General features: G+C 34.6%; 16 protein-coding genes. 12 read left to right on the top strand and 4 right to left on the bottom strand.

Annotated features, from left to right (window positions below; genetic code table 11):
• Positions 1-652: 652 nt before the first annotated feature.
• Positions 653-1,111 (top strand): cold-shock protein, encoded by a 459-nt coding sequence (locus tag B5X55_RS14715; protein WP_079513401.1) that lies wholly within the window; start codon positions 653-655, stop codon positions 1,109-1,111.
• A 15-nt stretch (positions 1,112-1,126) separates the two neighbouring features.
• The gene (locus B5X55_RS14720) at positions 1,127-2,062 is read left to right on the top strand and encodes an EamA family transporter (protein WP_079513402.1); all 936 of its coding nucleotides are present in this window, start codon (positions 1,127-1,129) and stop codon (positions 2,060-2,062) included.
• Here B5X55_RS14720 and B5X55_RS14725 read toward each other — a convergent pair.
• Positions 2,055-2,639 (bottom strand): pseudouridine synthase, encoded by a 585-nt coding sequence (locus B5X55_RS14725; RefSeq protein ID WP_079513613.1) that lies wholly within the window; start codon positions 2,637-2,639, stop codon positions 2,055-2,057. The two genes, B5X55_RS14720 and B5X55_RS14725, sit on opposite strands and share 8 nt — an antisense overlap.
• 120 nt (positions 2,640-2,759) lie before the next feature.
• On the opposite strand from B5X55_RS14725, the gene B5X55_RS14730 reads away from it, so the two are divergent.
• From B5X55_RS14730 to B5X55_RS14740, 3 genes are all read left to right on the top strand, one after another.
• On the top strand, positions 2,760-4,313 hold the full coding sequence (locus B5X55_RS14730) for a DEAD/DEAH box helicase (RefSeq protein ID WP_079513403.1): 1,554 nt from the start codon (positions 2,760-2,762) through the stop codon (positions 4,311-4,313).
• 114 nt (positions 4,314-4,427) lie between these two features.
• Positions 4,428-6,065 (top strand): N-acyl-D-amino-acid deacylase family protein, encoded by a 1,638-nt coding sequence (locus tag B5X55_RS14735; protein ID WP_079513404.1) that lies wholly within the window; start codon positions 4,428-4,430, stop codon positions 6,063-6,065.
• A 56-nt stretch (positions 6,066-6,121) separates the two neighbouring features.
• Positions 6,122-7,369 carry an NAD(P)/FAD-dependent oxidoreductase gene (locus B5X55_RS14740; RefSeq protein WP_079513405.1) on the top strand — a complete coding sequence of 416 codons (1,248 nt, stop codon included), beginning with the start codon at positions 6,122-6,124 and terminating at the stop codon, positions 7,367-7,369.
• A gap of 4 nt (positions 7,370-7,373) precedes the next feature.
• Here the strand turns inward: B5X55_RS14740 and B5X55_RS14745 are convergent, their stop codons facing one another.
• Positions 7,374-9,545, bottom strand: coding sequence for a DUF5916 domain-containing protein (locus B5X55_RS14745; RefSeq protein WP_079513406.1), 2,172 nt, complete (start codon positions 9,543-9,545; stop codon positions 7,374-7,376).
• Between the two features lie 492 nt (positions 9,546-10,037).
• On the opposite strand from B5X55_RS14745, the gene B5X55_RS14750 reads away from it, so the two are divergent.
• The 7 genes from B5X55_RS14750 (at position 10,038) to B5X55_RS14780 (ending at position 15,966) form a co-directional block, all read left to right on the top strand.
• The gene (locus B5X55_RS14750) at positions 10,038-10,187 is read left to right on the top strand and encodes a heme-binding protein (protein WP_079513615.1); all 150 of its coding nucleotides are present in this window, start codon (positions 10,038-10,040) and stop codon (positions 10,185-10,187) included.
• A 157-nt stretch (positions 10,188-10,344) separates the two neighbouring features.
• Positions 10,345-11,472 (top strand): alkene reductase, encoded by a 1,128-nt coding sequence (locus tag B5X55_RS14755; RefSeq protein WP_079513407.1) that lies wholly within the window; start codon positions 10,345-10,347, stop codon positions 11,470-11,472.
• Positions 11,473-11,520: 48 nt separating this feature from the next.
• Positions 11,521-11,937 carry an OsmC family protein gene (locus B5X55_RS14760; protein WP_079513408.1) on the top strand — a complete coding sequence of 139 codons (417 nt, stop codon included), beginning with the start codon at positions 11,521-11,523 and terminating at the stop codon, positions 11,935-11,937.
• Positions 11,938-12,141: 204 nt separating this feature from the next.
• Complete coding sequence (locus B5X55_RS14765; RefSeq protein WP_079513409.1) at positions 12,142-12,774, top strand: SDR family oxidoreductase; 633 nt, start codon at positions 12,142-12,144, stop codon at positions 12,772-12,774.
• A 128-nt stretch (positions 12,775-12,902) separates the two neighbouring features.
• Positions 12,903-14,090, top strand: a complete 1,188-nt coding sequence (locus B5X55_RS14770) for a PQQ-dependent sugar dehydrogenase (RefSeq protein ID WP_079513410.1) — start codon at positions 12,903-12,905, stop codon at positions 14,088-14,090.
• A gap of 124 nt (positions 14,091-14,214) precedes the next feature.
• Positions 14,215-15,114: a sugar phosphate isomerase/epimerase family protein gene (locus tag B5X55_RS14775; protein ID WP_200811623.1), complete on the top strand. Its 900-nt coding sequence runs from the start codon at positions 14,215-14,217 to the stop codon at positions 15,112-15,114.
• A 3-nt stretch (positions 15,115-15,117) separates the two neighbouring features.
• Positions 15,118-15,966, top strand: coding sequence for an aminotransferase class IV (locus B5X55_RS14780; RefSeq protein WP_079513411.1), 849 nt, complete (start codon positions 15,118-15,120; stop codon positions 15,964-15,966).
• Here the strand turns inward: B5X55_RS14780 and B5X55_RS14785 are convergent.
• Complete coding sequence (locus B5X55_RS14785; protein ID WP_079513412.1) at positions 15,963-16,820, bottom strand: hypothetical protein; 858 nt, start codon at positions 16,818-16,820, stop codon at positions 15,963-15,965. The genes B5X55_RS14780 and B5X55_RS14785 overlap by 4 nt on opposite strands.
• Before the next feature lie 73 nt (positions 16,821-16,893).
• Positions 16,894-17,061 carry a Lacal_2735 family protein gene (locus B5X55_RS18705; RefSeq protein WP_143814511.1) on the bottom strand — a complete coding sequence of 56 codons (168 nt, stop codon included), beginning with the start codon at positions 17,059-17,061 and terminating at the stop codon, positions 16,894-16,896.
• Positions 17,062-17,100 lie beyond the last annotated feature (39 nt).

Consider the following 17,100-nt stretch of genomic DNA (forward strand, 5'->3'; position numbering starts at 1 on the left):
TGGGTATGGTTTCTAGAGGATGCCCATTGTACTCGCTAACTATTTTTAAAACTTGAAAAAAATGAATTTTTTCTTGTCTCTGTCGGTGTGTTTCTAATAAAAGTTCTCATGATGTTTATTTTTAATTGATTGATTAATAATTTTCTTATACTAACTAGACGACGGTAAATCAATTTTGTTACAGTACTATGTATAAAAAGGTACTATTTTTAACATATTTAAATTCAAAAATTAATTAAATTATTGATATTCAGTTATTTGTGTCAAATTGTAAAATTTAAAATTTAACTATTAATCTTTACGAATTGCGGTTGACACCTAATTATAGTATGTTGAAGTAGGGGAAATGTGAAGCTAATAGTACTTAAAACCATAAGATTTTCAACCCTACTATGAACAGTAATCTAAAGCATCTTAAAAGGAATAAGATATTTCTATCATTACATTGATAGTTTGATACGCTGATATACTTCATATTCCGAATACAAATCTTATCTTTGCAGAACTTTTAAAGGGATGCAGATGATTCTTGCAATGGCCTTACAACGAATGAAGTCATAAGTTTACTCAAGAAACCTACCATTCGTTATACACGTCACCACGTATTTCAATTCCTTTATAGTTAAATCGAGTATTATCATTAAAATTTCGAATGGCAAAATCACAACAGACATTTAATAAAACTGAAAAAGAAAAAAAACGCTTAAAGAAGCGTGAAGAAAAAAAGAAGAAGATGCTTGCCCGTAAGGCTGCGGTAAAAGAAAGTGGTACTTCTGGTATCCCTCTTGCATATGTAGACTACAACGGTAATTTAGTAGACACTCCGCCAGACCCTTCAATGAAAGTTGAAGTAGAAGCTGAAGATATCATTCTTGGTATTCCTAAGAAGGAAGAAGGAGATGTTGAAGAATTTGATCCAGTAAGAAACGGTAAAGTTTCCTTTTTTGACACTTCAAAAGGTTTTGGTTTCATAATTGATACCGAAAATAACGAAAAATACTTTGTTCATGTTAGTGGTCTTATAGATGAGATTATGGAAAATGACAAAGTGGCTTACGAGCTAGAAAGAGGCATGAAGGGTATGAACGCCGTTCGTGTTAAGAAGATATAGTATCTAAAAACTCCTATGGCAAAAATGCAACGCAATACTGTTTTAGTCGTGTTGTCATTTTTTGCCATTTACTTCATTTGGGGTTCTACTTATTTATGGAATAAAATTGCAGTTACCGAACTACCCGCCTTTATGTTGGCGGGTATTCGTTTTGTAATAGCTGGTAGTTTAATTTTCATAATATCAAAAATTTTAGGACTTCCTTTAAAAATCACCAAAAAGCAATTTAAGAATACCTTTTTTGCTGGCTTTTTGTTTCTAACCTTTGGAAATGGAGTCGTAGTTTGGGCATTAAAATACGTGGATAGTGGCTTTGCTGCACTAGAAGTTTCATCACAACCTTTAGTCGTATTGTTGATGATGCGAGTGCTACAGGGAAAAAAAATACAACCTATGTCTGTCATCGGTGTAATTTTAGGCATAACCGGTATTTTTATTTTGGTAGGTCAGCAGGAAATTATTGCTCAAGAAGGCGCAATTTTAGGAATGGTCCTGATTTTTATATGTATGTTAAGTTGGTCTTACGGTAGTCTTTTTGTCGGTAAAGCTGATTTACCTGCTAATTTCTTTGTAAACACAGGATACCAAATGCTTTCTAGTGGACTATCATTACTTTTAATAAGTACCTTATTTGGTGAAACATGGTCTTCACCTACACAATGGAGCACCCCTGTAATTTGGTCAATGTTACTGTTAATTATTTTTGGAAGTATCGTAACCTTTACCGCATTCAATTATTTGTTAAGAATTGTATCGCCAGAAAAGGTGGCAACATCATCTTACGTAAATCCGATAATTGCGATGATCTTAGGTTGGTATTTTTTAAATGAAGCTATTACATTGCAATCTGCCATTGCTTCGGTAATCTTGTTAACCGGAGTTTATTTTATTAATACCAAAAAGAGCCTAACTATATTTTCTCGTTTCTCTGGGAAAAGAATTCCTAAATAGATTCTAAATTTATTGATGTTGGTAATACATCACCAGGAACCATCGTTTCCAAATCAATTCTTCCAATACGTATTCGAACTAAGCGTACCGTTGGAAAACCCACTGCAGCCGTCATTTTTCTGATTTGTCTAAATTTTCCTTCCTTTATAGTTATACTTATCCATGAGGTTGGTCTATGCCTTCCTATTCTTAAAGATGAATGAGCTTCTGGCAGGGTAGGTGCAATTTTTAAATACTTCACCATACATGGTTTAGTGATATATTTTTCACCAAAGATTCCTATGCTAACTCCTTCAGACAACTTCTCTAATTCTTGAGAAGAAATCAATCCATCTAATTGTACTATATATTCTTTTTCAATTCCTGAACTGTTAATAGTATCACTTAATTTTCCATCAGTAGTCATCAGTAAAAGTCCTTCTGATTTTTCATCCAATCTACCTATTGGCATTATTCCTTGAGGAAAGTCATAAAGTTCATTTAGAAAACGTTTTTTGCGTAATTGGCGATCTTCACCTGAGGTTATTTGACTCAACATACCAAAGGGTTTATTTACTATAAAATGGTAATGTTTCATTTTTATACTATAATTGGTCGATAATCGTTTACCAATGGTCGCAAAAGATACCCTTTTTAACTCATGAATTAGTAATCTACTAGGGAGAATGTTACCTTTGTAGCCTCCAGAAAAGATTTTATGCAAGAGACTGTTTTTGAATTACAGGATAGGAAGACCGATAAAGAACTATACAGCTACCAACAGGGAGCCATTCAACAAATTTTTGACAAGTTCGATTCAGAACGAGATGATTATCACCTATTGTACCAATTACCTACAGGTGGTGGTAAAACAGTGATTTTTTCTGAAATGGTACGGCAATATTTAAAGAACCATAATAAAAAGGTTCTGGTAATGACGCACCGTATCGAGCTTTGCAACCAAACATCAAAAATGCTTACAAGCTTTGGTGTTGTAAATAAGGTAGTAAATAGCAAAGCCAATTTAGACGATCAAGAACGCTATAGCTGCTACGTAGCCATGGTTGAAACATTGAATAATAGGTTGAACGACGGCCAATTAGATATATCAGATGTCGGACTTGTAATTATTGATGAGGCACACTACAACTCCTTTACCAAACTATTTAAGTTTTTTGAAAATTCTTTTGTTTTAGGTGTAACGGCAACTCCGTTAAGCTCGAACAAAGATTTGCCTATGAACAAAAACTACGATGAGCTTATACCTGGCGAATCTATAGAGAATTTGATTGCTAATGATTTCTTGGCAAGGGCAGAGGTTTTTCAATATGACATGGGGCTAACTTCTTTAGAAATAGGCTCTAACGGTGATTATACGGTAAAATCATCGGCAGATTTATATACGAGTCCTGCGATGTTAAATAAGTTGTTGGAAGCTCACACAAAGCACTCTAAGGGTAAAAAGACCTTGATTTTCAATAATGGTATTGAAACATCGATACAAGTTTATCATACTTTTCAAGCAGCAGGTCTCCCAATCATGCACCTTGATAATACAGCGACCAAAAAACAGCGTAAGCAAATTTTAAAGTGGTTTAGAGAAACACCTGATGCTATTTTAACTTCGGTTAGTATATTGACTACAGGTTTTGATGAACCAACTATCGACACGATTATTCTTAATAGGGCAACAAAATCACTTACTCTTTATTACCAAATGATTGGTAGGGGGTCTAGGATTTTAAATAATAAATCGAAATTTACGGTTATCGATTTAGGTAACAACAAATATCGTTTCGGACCATGGGGTGCCGATTTAGATTGGGGTGCTATCTTTAAGTCGCCTAATTTCTACATGGACCGTATTCGTGATGATGAGGATATCGAAAGCGATTTTAAACTTGATTTATCTGACGAAGTAAAAGAGGAATTTAAAAATTCGAAGGAAACGTATTTTGACATTAAAGACATCTATGAAACAGCAACATTTGCTGGTGATTCCTCTAAAGTGGTGTTAGAACGCTCAATTGCTCATCACGCTTATATGTGTATTGAGAACAGTGAAGATGTTTATGATGCTTTGGCACTGGCTAAATTATTAAAAGAGGATATTGACAACCGTATACATGTCTATGGTAAATGTATCAGCAAGAGTACTTATAATTTCTTAAGCTGGTTAAAAGATGATTATCAAAAGAAATTAAATGCTTACCTGCGCGAGAATTTTGATACCGTTTTTGAAGATATTCATGGACATCCACCTGAGGATTAAGTTACCACAAACAAATATTTATTTTTTTATCTCACACTAGTTTTGCTTTGATGCTAACATTGGTTTGAATATTATTATATATTTAACCAGTAAGACCTTCAAAACCACCTTAAGATGAGATTTTTATATCTATTTCTTTTACTTCCCATACTTAGTTGTCAAACACCTGTAACATATGATATTGTCTTGCAGAACACCACCATCTATGATGGAAGTGGTGAAGCACCCTATCTAGGTGATATTGGCATAAATGCCGACACAATTGCTGTCATTGGAAAACCAAATAGTTTAAAAGGTGAAAATATCGTAGCTCTCGACGAATTGGCAACCGCTCCCGGTTTTATCAACATGCTAAGTTGGGCGAATGTAGCGTTACTGGAGGACGGAAGATCACAAAGCGACATACGTCAAGGGGTTACGCTAGAAGTTATGGGTGAAGGTAGTTCAATGGGCCCTTTAACAGAAGAAATGAAAACGGCTATGAAAGAAGGCCAGGTCGATATCAATTTTGATATTCCATGGACTACACTAGGGGAGTATTTAACACATTTGGAACAAAAAGGAGTTTCTCCAAATATAGCTTCATTTGTAGGCAATGGTACCTTAAGACAACACGTTATTGGTTTTGAAAATAGACCTGCAACACAGAGTGAATTGGAACAGATGAAGCAATTGACGCAGGAAGCTATGGAACAAGGTGCCGTAGGCATTTCCAGTTCCTTGCTATATGCTCCTAGCAGTTATGCGAATACTGAAGAGTTAATTGAGCTTGCTAAAGTAGCAGGCAAATATAATGGCATGTATATTTCCCATATTCGTGATGAAGGAAATAAATTATTAGAAAGTCTTGATGAGCTAATTCAGATAAGTAAAGAAGCCAATATTGCTGCTGAAGTTTATCATCTGAAAGCATCAGCCAAACCTAACTGGTACAAATTAGATTTGGCATTGGCAAAAATTGACTCCGCCCGCAGTGCTGGACTCCCCATTACCGCAGATATCTATACCTATAATGCAAGTTCAACAGGATTGCACGTGCAATTACCTGATTGGGTACGTGAAGGTGGTATTGACACCATGTTAGAGCGATTACAAGATTCTGAGAATAGAAAACGAGCTATTAAAGAACTAGAATTTAGAAATGCACCAGAAACCATTCTTTTTGTAGGTTTTAAAAATGAGGCGTTACGTAAGTATATGGGCAAGTACTTACCTGAAGTGGCTCAGGAATTGGGCAAAAGTGTGGAGGAAACCTTGGTTAATCTAATTATTGAAGATGGAAGTCGCATTCAAGTGGTCTATTTTTCAATGTCTGAAGAAAACATACAAAAGAAAATGGCAGTGCCATGGATTAGTTTTTGCTCCGATGCCGGCTCGTATACCAATGAAGGGGTTTTTATAAAGCAAAGTACGCATCCTAGAGCTTACGGTTCCTTTATTCGTGTTTTAGGAAAATTCGCTCGTGACGAGCAAGTCATCACCTTGGCTGAAGGTATACGAAAACTGTCTGCCTTACCCGCAGAAAACTTAAAGCTTAAAAAACGGGGAAGCTTAATTTCTGGTAATTTTGCAGATATCGTAGTCTTTGATCCGGATAAAGTAACCGACAAAGCCACCTTTACCGATCCACATCAATATGCAGAAGGGGTGATTCATGTATTTGTGAATGGCACTGCAGTATTAAAAAATGGCGAGCATACCGGCGCCACACCTGGTAGGTTTGTGAAAGGGCCGGGGTATACTGGGAAATAGATTTCAAGTCAAGCAATTATTTTTGTTGACGGTTTCTATTAGTTGATTTTGAAAAAATGGAAAAGAAAAATACCAAAATTGCAATTATAGGAGCAGGAATAAGCGGACTTATTGCTGCTTTAAGGCTTGAGAAAGATGGATTTTCACCCATTATTTACGAAAAAAGCGATAGGGCTGGAGGCCGAGTAAAAACAGATATTGTTGAAGGTTATCAATTAGACCGCGGATTTCAAGTATTGTTAGATGCCTACCCTAAGGCGCAAGAATATCTTGATTATACGGACTTAGAACTTCAGCAATTTTTACCAGGAGCACAAATTTTTAATCAGGGTAAAAGCACCGTTCTCGGTGATCCGTTGCGAAGCCTGCAACTTTTACTACCCACACTTTCATCAACTATCGGGGATTTTTCAGATAAGTTGAAAATTCTCAAATTAAATTCAACTTTAAAGAAAAAATCGCTTGAAGACATTTTTAACGAAGATGAAACAACAACACTTGATTTCTTAAAATCAAAAGGGTTCTCTAATGAAATAATTGAACAGTTTTTTAGACCTTTTTTTTCAGGTATATTTTTAGAACATAACTTAGAAACCTCTTCTAGAATGTTTCAATTTGTCTATAAAATGTTCGGAACAGGAAATGCAGTATTGCCTAAAGCAGGTATTGAGGCGATTCCGAAACAACTGGAACAGCAACTTAAACGAACTATAATAAAATTTAATACTGCTGTTGAAAGTGTAACGGATAATGGAATTAGATTTACTGATAAGAAGGAGGTACAGCCAGACTATGTAATTATTGCCACAGATGCTTCTCCATTAGTACCTAACTTACGAAAACAGCAATTAGACTGGCATTCATCAGATACATTATACTTCACCACTAAGACTAGAAAAATTCAGAAACCATTAATTGGTTTAATTTCAGATAAGGAGGCATTGATTAATAATATTTTTTATTATACATCAATTAAAACTGAACATAAAGGAGGAGAAGAACTTCTATCTGTTACTGTTGTAAAAGAGCACAAGTTGAGTGAGTACGAACTCATACAGAAAGTAAAAGATGATTTAAAAACATTCTGCGGTATTACTACTGAACGTTACTTAAAACATTACCCCATTAAAATGGCATTACCTCAGTTGAATAACCTTCGGTATAGTTTAATGCCTTCTGAAACTCGACTTACAGAACGTATGTTTTTGGCCGGAGATTATTTGCTGAATGGGTCTTTGAATGCTGCAATGATATCAGGTGAAATGGCCGCTATAGGGGTAATTCAAACGATAGAAAAGACATAGTATATTAATTATTTAACCAATAGGTGAATTTTAACGTAAGTCCCCAATTTCGACTTTGGTAAGGCTCTATGAAATAATTGTTGGTATAGACGATAAACAAATCGGAAGCGGGACTATAGCGCCATTGAAAACGGGAGTTGATATTAAAATTATTGCTTTGTTCATTATACTGCAGCAAGTTGGCAAAAAAAAGTTTATTGGTAAATGTGATGTCTGCCTCGGCACCAATTAACCAAAATTCATTGGTATTCCAAGGTGCTGGTAAATTAATGTGATTGTAATTAAGATTAGCTTTTAAACTGACATAAGGTTGAAACCTATAACCTACTTCACTGGTTAAACTAGTTCTACTACCATCTTGATAATATCCTCCTAAACGACCTGTAAATGCATAGGTAAATAGACTTTGAGGTTTAGATTGAAACTCCCATCCTAAGGCATTCCAATTGTGCTGACTGCCCGTTGTTAAATTTGAAATACCGAGTCCGCTAGGGTCGAATGGAGAAAGTAATTCTACGTAATCATCAGATAAAAAGAATAGTAAACTGCTACGTTTTCTAAAATCAAATTTATAAGCCAAATAAGCGGTATGATCAGTTTCTTTTAATTGTTCGTTGAAGTAATAAAATCCATTTAATTCTGGTCCGTGGCTAAGTATTGGTCCTGCTTTCGGAAAAAATAAATGTCCTGCTTTTCCTGATAAATTCTTATAGCCTCTTCGCCGTACAAAACCCACTTCAGCAGAATAATCGCTGCTTACCCATTCTTCTTGTAAACGTAAATTCCATTTACGACTGGTATACGCTAAATGGGCACCTTGAGTAAAGCCACTATCATCGTCGGTAGGTGCAAAAGATTTTAGGAAAAATGCCTTTCCATTCCAAGCATTATTGGCGGAGGCGAGATTATATTCAACTCCAAGGTTTCTATTGTATTTAGAATATATATCAGTTAGAGAATCATTTTCTTGTGGGTAGTTGATAGATTGTTTGTTTACGAACATCATACCTATACTACTACGACCAAATATTTTCCTTTGCAGAGACATTACGGCAAAGTTTTGACTTGGTTGCCCTGATTCTTCAATTGGTGCTGTTTGCATATCCATGACACCTAAACGCCATTTATCATTTAGATTCCCACTAATTCGAGCGCCTGCTTGAATAGGTACATTTAAGCCAATTCTTCGAGAGAAAAATGGTCTTATAGTTTCATATCCAAAATTCGCAAATAAATCTCCGTTTTCTAAAAAGAACTGTCTACGCTCTGGGAAAAACAATTCGAAACGGTCAAGATTGGTTACTTGGCGATCTACTTCAACCTGTGAAAAATCTGGATTTACGGTCAAATCAAGATTTAAAGAAGAGGTAAGACTAAATTTTATATCTCCTCCAATTTTCGCATTAGTTTTAACGACTCCACCTACTTCTTGATTTTGTTTTACATCTCCTAAAACATAAGGAATAATGGAGAAATTAGTTCCTGGAGCGGGTGGTGGGGCATCCCAAACTAAAGTGCCTGAATAAGCGAGGGAAGCGGTTGGAAATTGACGTGGGATAGGTGTCCAGCTCGATTTTTCGCTCGATTTTAAATCTAAACGGCTAAAATTTATTCCCCATTCTTTCACACCTTCTTCATATCTAATGGATTTAAAAGGTACCGCCATTTCAAAAATCCATTTCTCTTCATCACGGGTAACTTTAGATATCCATTTACTGTCCCAATTCAAGTCAATTTTTGAACCATCATACATGGTACCATCCCATTGTGCACCATACGCATTGGAGCCGAATGAAAAACCCGTAGTCTGGTTGTTGAACGGATCTAAGAATAAAAGAAAGTTATCATTCTTGCCAAAAGAAAAATCGCGCCGTAGAGACTCTACAAAATAGTTGGCTTTAGTTGCATTGTAAAAGGTAGCTAAGAGGTATAAATTAGTGTCATCATAGGTCATTTTTATGGTCGTAGGCTCAGTAGCTTTACGATTATCCATAGGTAGCACCATAAAGAAATCATTCGCTTCCTCGGCATCTTGCCATGCGGCATCATTCCCTATGCCGTCAATAGTTATAGGTCCTGATGATTTTTTGATATGTAATCGGTAGTTCTCGTTTTTCTTTTGTGCATTAATGTTGGTTAGACATAAAAAAGAAAGAAATAGGATGCAATATTTCAATTTAGTTTGAGATTGGTTTTAAGGCACAACTTAGTTATTTCTAATCATTTTCTAAGTAAGCTTATCATAATGTTTTTATAAAATATCTCTAGTTTTTGTTATACCCTTTAATACTAGGTTATAGGCGTAAACTGTAAGTGTTATTTAAATTATATTGTTGTTTTGCAAACTATAGTTATAATCGAATTCATGACATCACCTGTTGAAGCACATATTAAAAAATATATTTAAGTAACAGAATTAGAAGTAAAGCTATTCCATAGCCTTTTAACCGAATTAAAGGTTGAAGCAAGAAAATATCTTATAAAGACCGGCACTCAATTAAAGCAATGTTATTTTGTGAACAAAGGTTGTTTAAAGACTTATTTTTTAGATAAAAAAGGGGATAAACATGTAATACAGTTCGCTATAGAAAATTGGTGGGTAAGCGATTTCGAGGCCTTCTACTACTAATTAGAAAATATACTAACCTAGGCTGGACCTTTATTTAATATTGAACATTCTAATAGCCCCCTAATTACGTTTCCTGGTGGCGTACCTATTAAAGATGCTAGCGGTACTATTATAGGAACAACTGGAATTAGTGGTAGTAGTGTTGAAAATGACCACATTATTGCTGTTGCCTGTGCAGAAGCATTATAAAATTTTTTCTCAACTTTGAAATAGAGGTATCATGCAATTCACTTTGTATTATACCCTTTTTGCATTTATAACAATGTTTTAACGAGATGAGTTAATAATTGAGCATTAATTGTTTGAACTTTGTAATGAAAATTAAAACAATTTATTTCTACCATATATGAGCAAGCAAGCATTGTTAACTCCGTTTCATAAAAATATACAATTAAAAAACCGTGTCGTTATGGCTCCTATGACTCGAAGTAGAGCGGCAAACGCAGAGAATAAACCGGTTGAAGAATTGCACGTGGTATACTACAGACGACGAGCTTCGGCTGGATTGATTATTACTGAAGGTTCACAAGTGTCTAAAGATGCAGTAGGTTATGTAAATACTGCAGGTATTTATTCGAAGGCTCAAGTTGAAGGTTGGAAAAAAGTTACTGAAGCCGTACATAATGACGGCGGTAAAATTTTCATCCAATTATGGCATGTAGGGCGTATGTCTCACCCTGATTTTCATAATGGTGAATTGCCGCTAGCTCCTTCAGCTATTAATCCGAATGCGCAATCTTATACTCCAGAGGGCTTTAAAGATACAGTGACTCCTAAAGCAATGACCAAAGAAGATATCAAGCAAACTATAGCGGATTTTGTTACTGCAGCAAAGAATGCTGTAGAGGCAGGGTTTGACGGAGTCGAGATACATTCATCTAACGGTTATTTATTTCATCAATTTTTTAATGGTACTTCAAATACAAGAACTGATGAATATGGTGGGAGTATAGAAAATAAAACTCGCTTCTTTTTTGAAGTACTAGATGCTATGAAAGAAGTTATTCCTCAAGAAAAAATAGGAGCACGGTTTAACCCTTCATTACATGGTCTTTTTGGTATTACTATGGATGAGGAAACGATACCTACATTTGAGTACATCATTAAAAAGTTAAATGACTACAACTTAGCTTACGTGCATTTATCTGAACCCTTTACAGATGTATCTGAAATTTCTTTTGCTGTAAAACATATAGCAAAACATTTTAGACCTTTATATAACGGTACATTGATGATAAATGGTGGATTTGACCAAGAATCGGGTAATAAAGTAATTGAAGCTGGTGATGCAGATTTAGTAGCTTTAGGTAAACCGTTTATATCTAATCCTGATTTAGTAGAGCGATTTGAACATAATTATGAACTGGCTGAGTGGGATAATGATACTTTTTATACTCCTGGTCAAAAAGGATATATAGATTACGCGACGTACAAAGAGAAAGTACAACTTGCTCAAAAGATAGAAATTAATTAAACATCTAGTAAGCAGGTTATTAATTATTAATCTTAAATAAGAATACATATGAATTTTACAAGAAGCGCGAAAGCACAATGGAAGGGTAGTGGAAAAGACGGTAAAGGAACAATGACAACCGAAAGTACCGTTTTACAAGATGCTCAATATTCTTTTAATACAAGATTTGAAGATGGAAAAGGTACAAACCCAGAGGAGTTAATCGGTGCAGCGCATGCCGGTTGTTTTTCAATGCAACTAAGTTTCTTACTTGGTGAAGCAGGTTTTACGCCAACAACTTTAGATGTAGATGCAAAGGTTGATTTTAAGGATGGAGAAATTGTAAAAGTGACTTTACATTTAAAAGGAGATGTTCCAAATATTAATTCTGATGAATTCAATAAAATTGCTCTAAAAGCAAAAGAAGTTTGTCCAGTGTCGAAATTACTGAATGCTGAAATCGTATTGAATGCTAGTCTTTCATAAATTTAGATGAAGTGTTTGCATTTTAGAAAAGCTGCCTGATTAGGCAGCTTTTCTATTTTATAATAGTTTTTAAGACGATTACAAATAGTAATTTAATAGGCAATACATGTGAATGGAATAATAGTGTTTTCACGATACTAATTATAGTATATGAACTAAGTTTTAACTCACTTTATTAAGAACTTGCGATAAAACATTAAGACTATGGAAAATGTATTAGTAGCTGGTGCGAATGGTACCACAGGTAAAAAAATAGTAAATTTATTAAAAGCCTCTCAGTACTTTAACCCAGTAGCAATGGTTCGTAAAGAAGAGCAACAAGAACAGTTTAAAAAAGAGGGTATAACTACAGTTTTAGGTGACCTTGAAAAAGATTTGTTTCATACTTTAGAGCATATAGATAAGGTGATTTTTGCAGCTGGTTCTGGTGGCAAAAAAGTAATAGCTGTAGATCAAGAAGGTGCAAAAAATTTAATGAATGCTTCTAAAAAAGCAAACATCAAGAAATTTGTCATGCTAAGTTCAATGGGCGCTGACAACCCCAAAGCTTCAGAAGATTTACAGGAATATTTAGAGGCGAAACTTAATGCAGATGAGTATTTAAAATCATCAGGTTTGACATATTCTATTGTAAGGCCTGGGTCTTTAACAAACGATGCAGGAACTGGTAAAATTAAACTTCAGTCAAAAATGAATCAACAAGGTTCTATAACTCGAGATGATGTTGCTCAGACCTTGGTGCGTTCACTTCATGATGATGCAGTAATAAATCAAACTATTGAAATTATACAAGGTGAAACACTTATTGGTGAAGCCTTAGATGAAGTGGCTGTATAAGCTTAAAATTAATGGTTACTACCTAAATGATTCAATTTAAGCTTAATCAAATACTTTACTAATAACAATTCAAGGTTTTAAAACTACCCGTTCTTGTGTATCTTCGTTAAAAATTAAACATCTTAAATATGAAAATTTCATTTTATAAAATAGCTATGGTTTTTACTATTGCTATTACCATAATATCATGTAAAGAAACTCAAAAAAAAGGAGCTGAAAACATGGCAGAAAATGTTCCAATGGACAGTACAGATTTAGCTTTATTGGAACTCGATCTTCCTGAAGGATTTAAAATTGAAGTCTATGCTAGGGGAATAGATGGTGCGCGCTCAATGGCTTTGGGTGATAATGGGACTTTATTTGTAGGTACCCGAACAGAAAACACGGTTTACGCCATTCAAGATACTGATGGTGATTTTAAGGCTGACAATGTTATCGTTCTTGATACCATGGAAGTACCAAATGGTATTGCTATGAGAAACGGTGATTTATATGTTGCTCAAGTCGGTAGTTTATGGAAATATCCGAACATTGAAAATCAGGTGGGTAAAACTCTAAATAAAGAATTGATATATGATGACTATCCTACGGAATTTCACCATGGATGGAAGTATATCGCCTTCGGACCTGATGATAAATTGTACATACCTGTAGGGGCACCATGCAATATTTGTAACCGTACCAATGAAGATGAACGTTTTTCGACCATTACTAGAATGGATCCAGATGGTAGTAACCGTGAAATTTATGCAAAAGGTGTTCGAAATTCTGTTGGTTTTACTTGGCATCCTGATACTAAAGAGATGTGGTTTACAGATAATGGTCGTGACATGCTTGGGGATGACATTCCACCTTGTGAATTAAATCATGTAACCGAAATAGGTCAACATTTTGGATATCCTTTTTGTCATGGTGGTATTGTGAAAGACCCAGAGTTTGGTGAAGAGCATCCGTGTTCAGATTTTGTTTCTCCAGCGTTACAATTGGGAGCCCACGTAGCACCTTTGGCTATTAAATTTTACACGGCTGAAATGTTTCCACCAAACTATCAAGGCAAAGCATTTATTGCAGAGCATGGTTCTTGGAACAGAAGTAAGAAGGTTGGCTATAGAATTATGATGGCAGATATAAAGGATGGGGAAGTTATCGATTACGAACCTTTTATTGATGGTTGGTTAAACGAATCAACCCAAGAAGCATCTGGTAGACCTGTTGATATCTTATGGATGAAAGATGGCTCAATGCTAATTTCTGATGATTATGGTGACGCTATTTATCGTGTTTCCTATAATGGCACTGCACTTTCAAGTAACTAATAAAAAATAAAGCATCTTAAAAAAGCAGCTCCTTTGGGCTGCTTTTTTAGTTTTCAAATACCTAATTTTAGTTTCCAAACCTTATATTTATGCTTCGTAAATTTTAATTAAATCGATAAGAATCATGTTTAATACAACAACACGAAGAACATTTTTAAAACAGACCGGTGTGCTTTCGGTTAGTTCAATTTTACCCTTGTCGGTATTACCACTAGATCCTCGATTTAAAATGGGTTTACAGTTATTCACTATACGTGATGCAATGGCTAAAGACCCTATAGAGAGCATTAAATATGCTAGAAGCTTAGGATATGAAGATGGAGAAATTTATGGTTATGATGGTGATAATGATACGTACTACGGAATTAAATCAAAGGAATTTAATAAGAACTTAATTGATTTAGGCTTTACCATTTCAAGCGGGCACTATGATTTTTCAAGTCGATTTAATGAACCTATGGAAAATCTTGATCGCTATGTTGATCAATGTATCGAAGGTTCTCATAACATCGATAGCAAATATATTACATGGCCATGGCTAGCGCCAGAATTTCGTGATATTGAAAATTTCAAAATATTAACTGATAAATTGAATAAAATAGGGGAGCAGGTGACCAATTCCGGACTAGAATTTGCGTATCATAATCATGATTTTGAATTTACTGACCACAATGGTGAAAAGGGCTATGATATTATTCTAGCAGGTACTGACCCTAGCTTGGTGAAATTACAGATGGATATGTACTGGGTTGAGCATTCATCTAGTAAAAGTCCGAGTGAGTTAATTACAGAAAACCCTGGGCGTTTTGTAATGTGGCATATTAAAGACATGGACAAGGTTACCCGAGATTATTCTGAAATGGGTAATGGTTCTATAGATTATAAGACTTTATTATCAACTATTGATAAAGAAGACTTGCAATACTATTATATTGAGCAGGGAGGAAATTTTGCCGAGAGTTCAATGAAGAGTATTACGGATAGTGCTGAATATTTTAAAAAGAATCTTCAAAGGTATTTATAAGGTATGAAGTACCCAGACAAGGTTTATTTAAATGGTAACATAGTACCTCCTGAAGATGCTAAAATCTCAGTTTTTGACCGTGGTTTTATTTTTGGTGATGGTATCTATGAAGTTATGGTACAAATTGACGGGAAATTCTTCTATGAAAAAGCTCACTTAAATCGCTTGCAAGAAGGGTTAAATAAGATAAATATCGCTTTTGATACAAGTAACCTACTAATTGAAATAGAAAAACTATTAAGTGTTTCCGAATTAACTGGTAAGGATTGTCTTCTATATATTCAAATAACACGAGGTGTCGCTCCAAGACAACATTCGTATCCATCAGATATAGTACCTACAATAATGATGTATGCAGTGCCTAAAGTTTTACCCCAAATTAATTCTGTCAATGCAAAAGTAATTACCCGGGAAGATTTTAGATGGTCTCGTTGCGATATTAAAATGACGTCACTTTTAGGTAATGTTATGCTGAATGAAGAGGCCATGCAACATCAATGCTTTGAAACTATTTTACATCGAGATGGATTTTTTACCGAAGCTTCTCATTGTAATGTCTTCTTTGTAAAAGACGGAGTTGTTTTAACACATCCTGCCAACGAGCTAATTTTAGATGGCATAACTAGACAAGTTGTTTTTGAACTTTGTAAATCTCTCGATATAGAAATTCGAGAAACACCGGTCTCCATTAATGATATTTCTGAGATAGATGAAGCATTCTTAACCGGCACTAGTACCCAAATAGCATCTATTCAACAAATAGATGATCACATTCTTTATAAGGAGAATAAAATAGGACCCGTAACTCAAAAATTACAGGAGGCTTTTTTGAAAATTAAAACTATTAATTAATCAACCTTAAAATAAGTAAAAAACTCATCTGTATCTTTTATGGTCATAAGATTCAATATGTAGCAAACTTCAGATAAATCTGAAAAATCTAATCCACCTTCGGCTACACTTTCATTTAAATATCTACCATCTTTTCCGTTATACTGATTTCCTAATCGCATAGCAATATTCCATACTAGTGTTAAATGATTATCGTTCAATTTGCTCTCCCAATTCACAATTCCGTCAGATTTTAAGCCAGGTGTACCATTACCAACGGCATTGCCATCAGCTATTTTGTGATAATCAGTAATTGATTGAGTATATTTAAGTTTGGTTGGTTCAGTAACCGATTCATTCCAATCGCTATGCTGAACCACATGAATTTTTTCTTTTACATTTAAAGACGGATTCGCTTCTACTAATTTCTTTACCCAATCTGCAGTAAAATCAGATTGACCTGCTTCAGCAACCCATACAGAACCACCGCTTTTAATTGTTTTTTTAACCTTTTCAACAACCAGTTTTATCGATTTATCTCGTTTATAATGGGCATCTGCCCAATTTTTACCGAATGCCAATTTCATTAATTCATTGGGGGGTACATATAATCCTTCCTGTATACCATAGGTGCCTGCAATAGCAAAATAGTTCAAATCTTTATAATCTGGATAATGCAAAAGTGTGGCTAAACCAGCAGCTGTATGTAAATCATCAATATCGGTTTTACAGTCTAACTGAACCAATAATAAATCTTTCGATATATTAAACGCGGGTTTTTGAGCATATATAGATACACCTAAAAACAATATACCTATAACTGTTATAGCCTTAAATTTTTGAAAAAAACTTTTTAAAATAGATATTTCGAACATGCGCTTTTATTGGTAGCACTAAAATATCAAATAAAATTTATCCAACATATAAATATGATAATAGGTAGCTAACTTAATTGTCCATAGCTTCTATTTGTTTCAAGATTTTATCTGCTTCCGCAGCCTTATCATCACTTTTTGAACGATTTTGAGTAGACAATTCATAAGATTCCTTTAGCAATTTTTCGTATTGTTCTTGTAGCTTTTCCTTTTGTGATTTCTTTTTAAATAGACCGAACATAGTTTTTATTTTGAAGTTACCATTTTATAAAATTTTTTG

Source organism: Maribacter arcticus (genome assembly GCF_900167935.1).
In the GTDB taxonomy this organism is placed as follows: domain Bacteria; phylum Bacteroidota; class Bacteroidia; order Flavobacteriales; family Flavobacteriaceae; genus Maribacter; species Maribacter arcticus.

Coding starts and splice junctions, on each gene's coding strand:
- B5X55_RS14715 (WP_079513401.1), top strand. CDS start 653: ATGGCAAAATCACAACAGACATTTAATAAAACTGAAAAAGAAAAAAAA.
- B5X55_RS14720 (WP_079513402.1), top strand. CDS start 1,127: ATGGCAAAAATGCAACGCAATACTGTTTTAGTCGTGTTGTCATTTTTT.
- B5X55_RS14725 (WP_079513613.1), bottom strand. CDS start 2,639: ATGAAACATTACCATTTTATAGTAAATAAACCCTTTGGTATGTTGAGT.
- B5X55_RS14730 (WP_079513403.1), top strand. CDS start 2,760: ATGCAAGAGACTGTTTTTGAATTACAGGATAGGAAGACCGATAAAGAA.
- B5X55_RS14735 (WP_079513404.1), top strand. CDS start 4,428: ATGAGATTTTTATATCTATTTCTTTTACTTCCCATACTTAGTTGTCAA.
- B5X55_RS14740 (WP_079513405.1), top strand. CDS start 6,122: ATGGAAAAGAAAAATACCAAAATTGCAATTATAGGAGCAGGAATAAGC.
- B5X55_RS14755 (WP_079513407.1), top strand. CDS start 10,345: ATGAGCAAGCAAGCATTGTTAACTCCGTTTCATAAAAATATACAATTA.
- B5X55_RS14760 (WP_079513408.1), top strand. CDS start 11,521: ATGAATTTTACAAGAAGCGCGAAAGCACAATGGAAGGGTAGTGGAAAA.
- B5X55_RS14765 (WP_079513409.1), top strand. CDS start 12,142: ATGGAAAATGTATTAGTAGCTGGTGCGAATGGTACCACAGGTAAAAAA.
- B5X55_RS14770 (WP_079513410.1), top strand. CDS start 12,903: ATGAAAATTTCATTTTATAAAATAGCTATGGTTTTTACTATTGCTATT.
- B5X55_RS14775 (WP_200811623.1), top strand. CDS start 14,215: ATGTTTAATACAACAACACGAAGAACATTTTTAAAACAGACCGGTGTG.
- B5X55_RS14780 (WP_079513411.1), top strand. CDS start 15,118: ATGAAGTACCCAGACAAGGTTTATTTAAATGGTAACATAGTACCTCCT.
- B5X55_RS14785 (WP_079513412.1), bottom strand. CDS start 16,820: ATGTTCGAAATATCTATTTTAAAAAGTTTTTTTCAAAAATTTAAGGCT.
- B5X55_RS18705 (WP_143814511.1), bottom strand. CDS start 17,061: ATGTTCGGTCTATTTAAAAAGAAATCACAAAAGGAAAAGCTACAAGAA.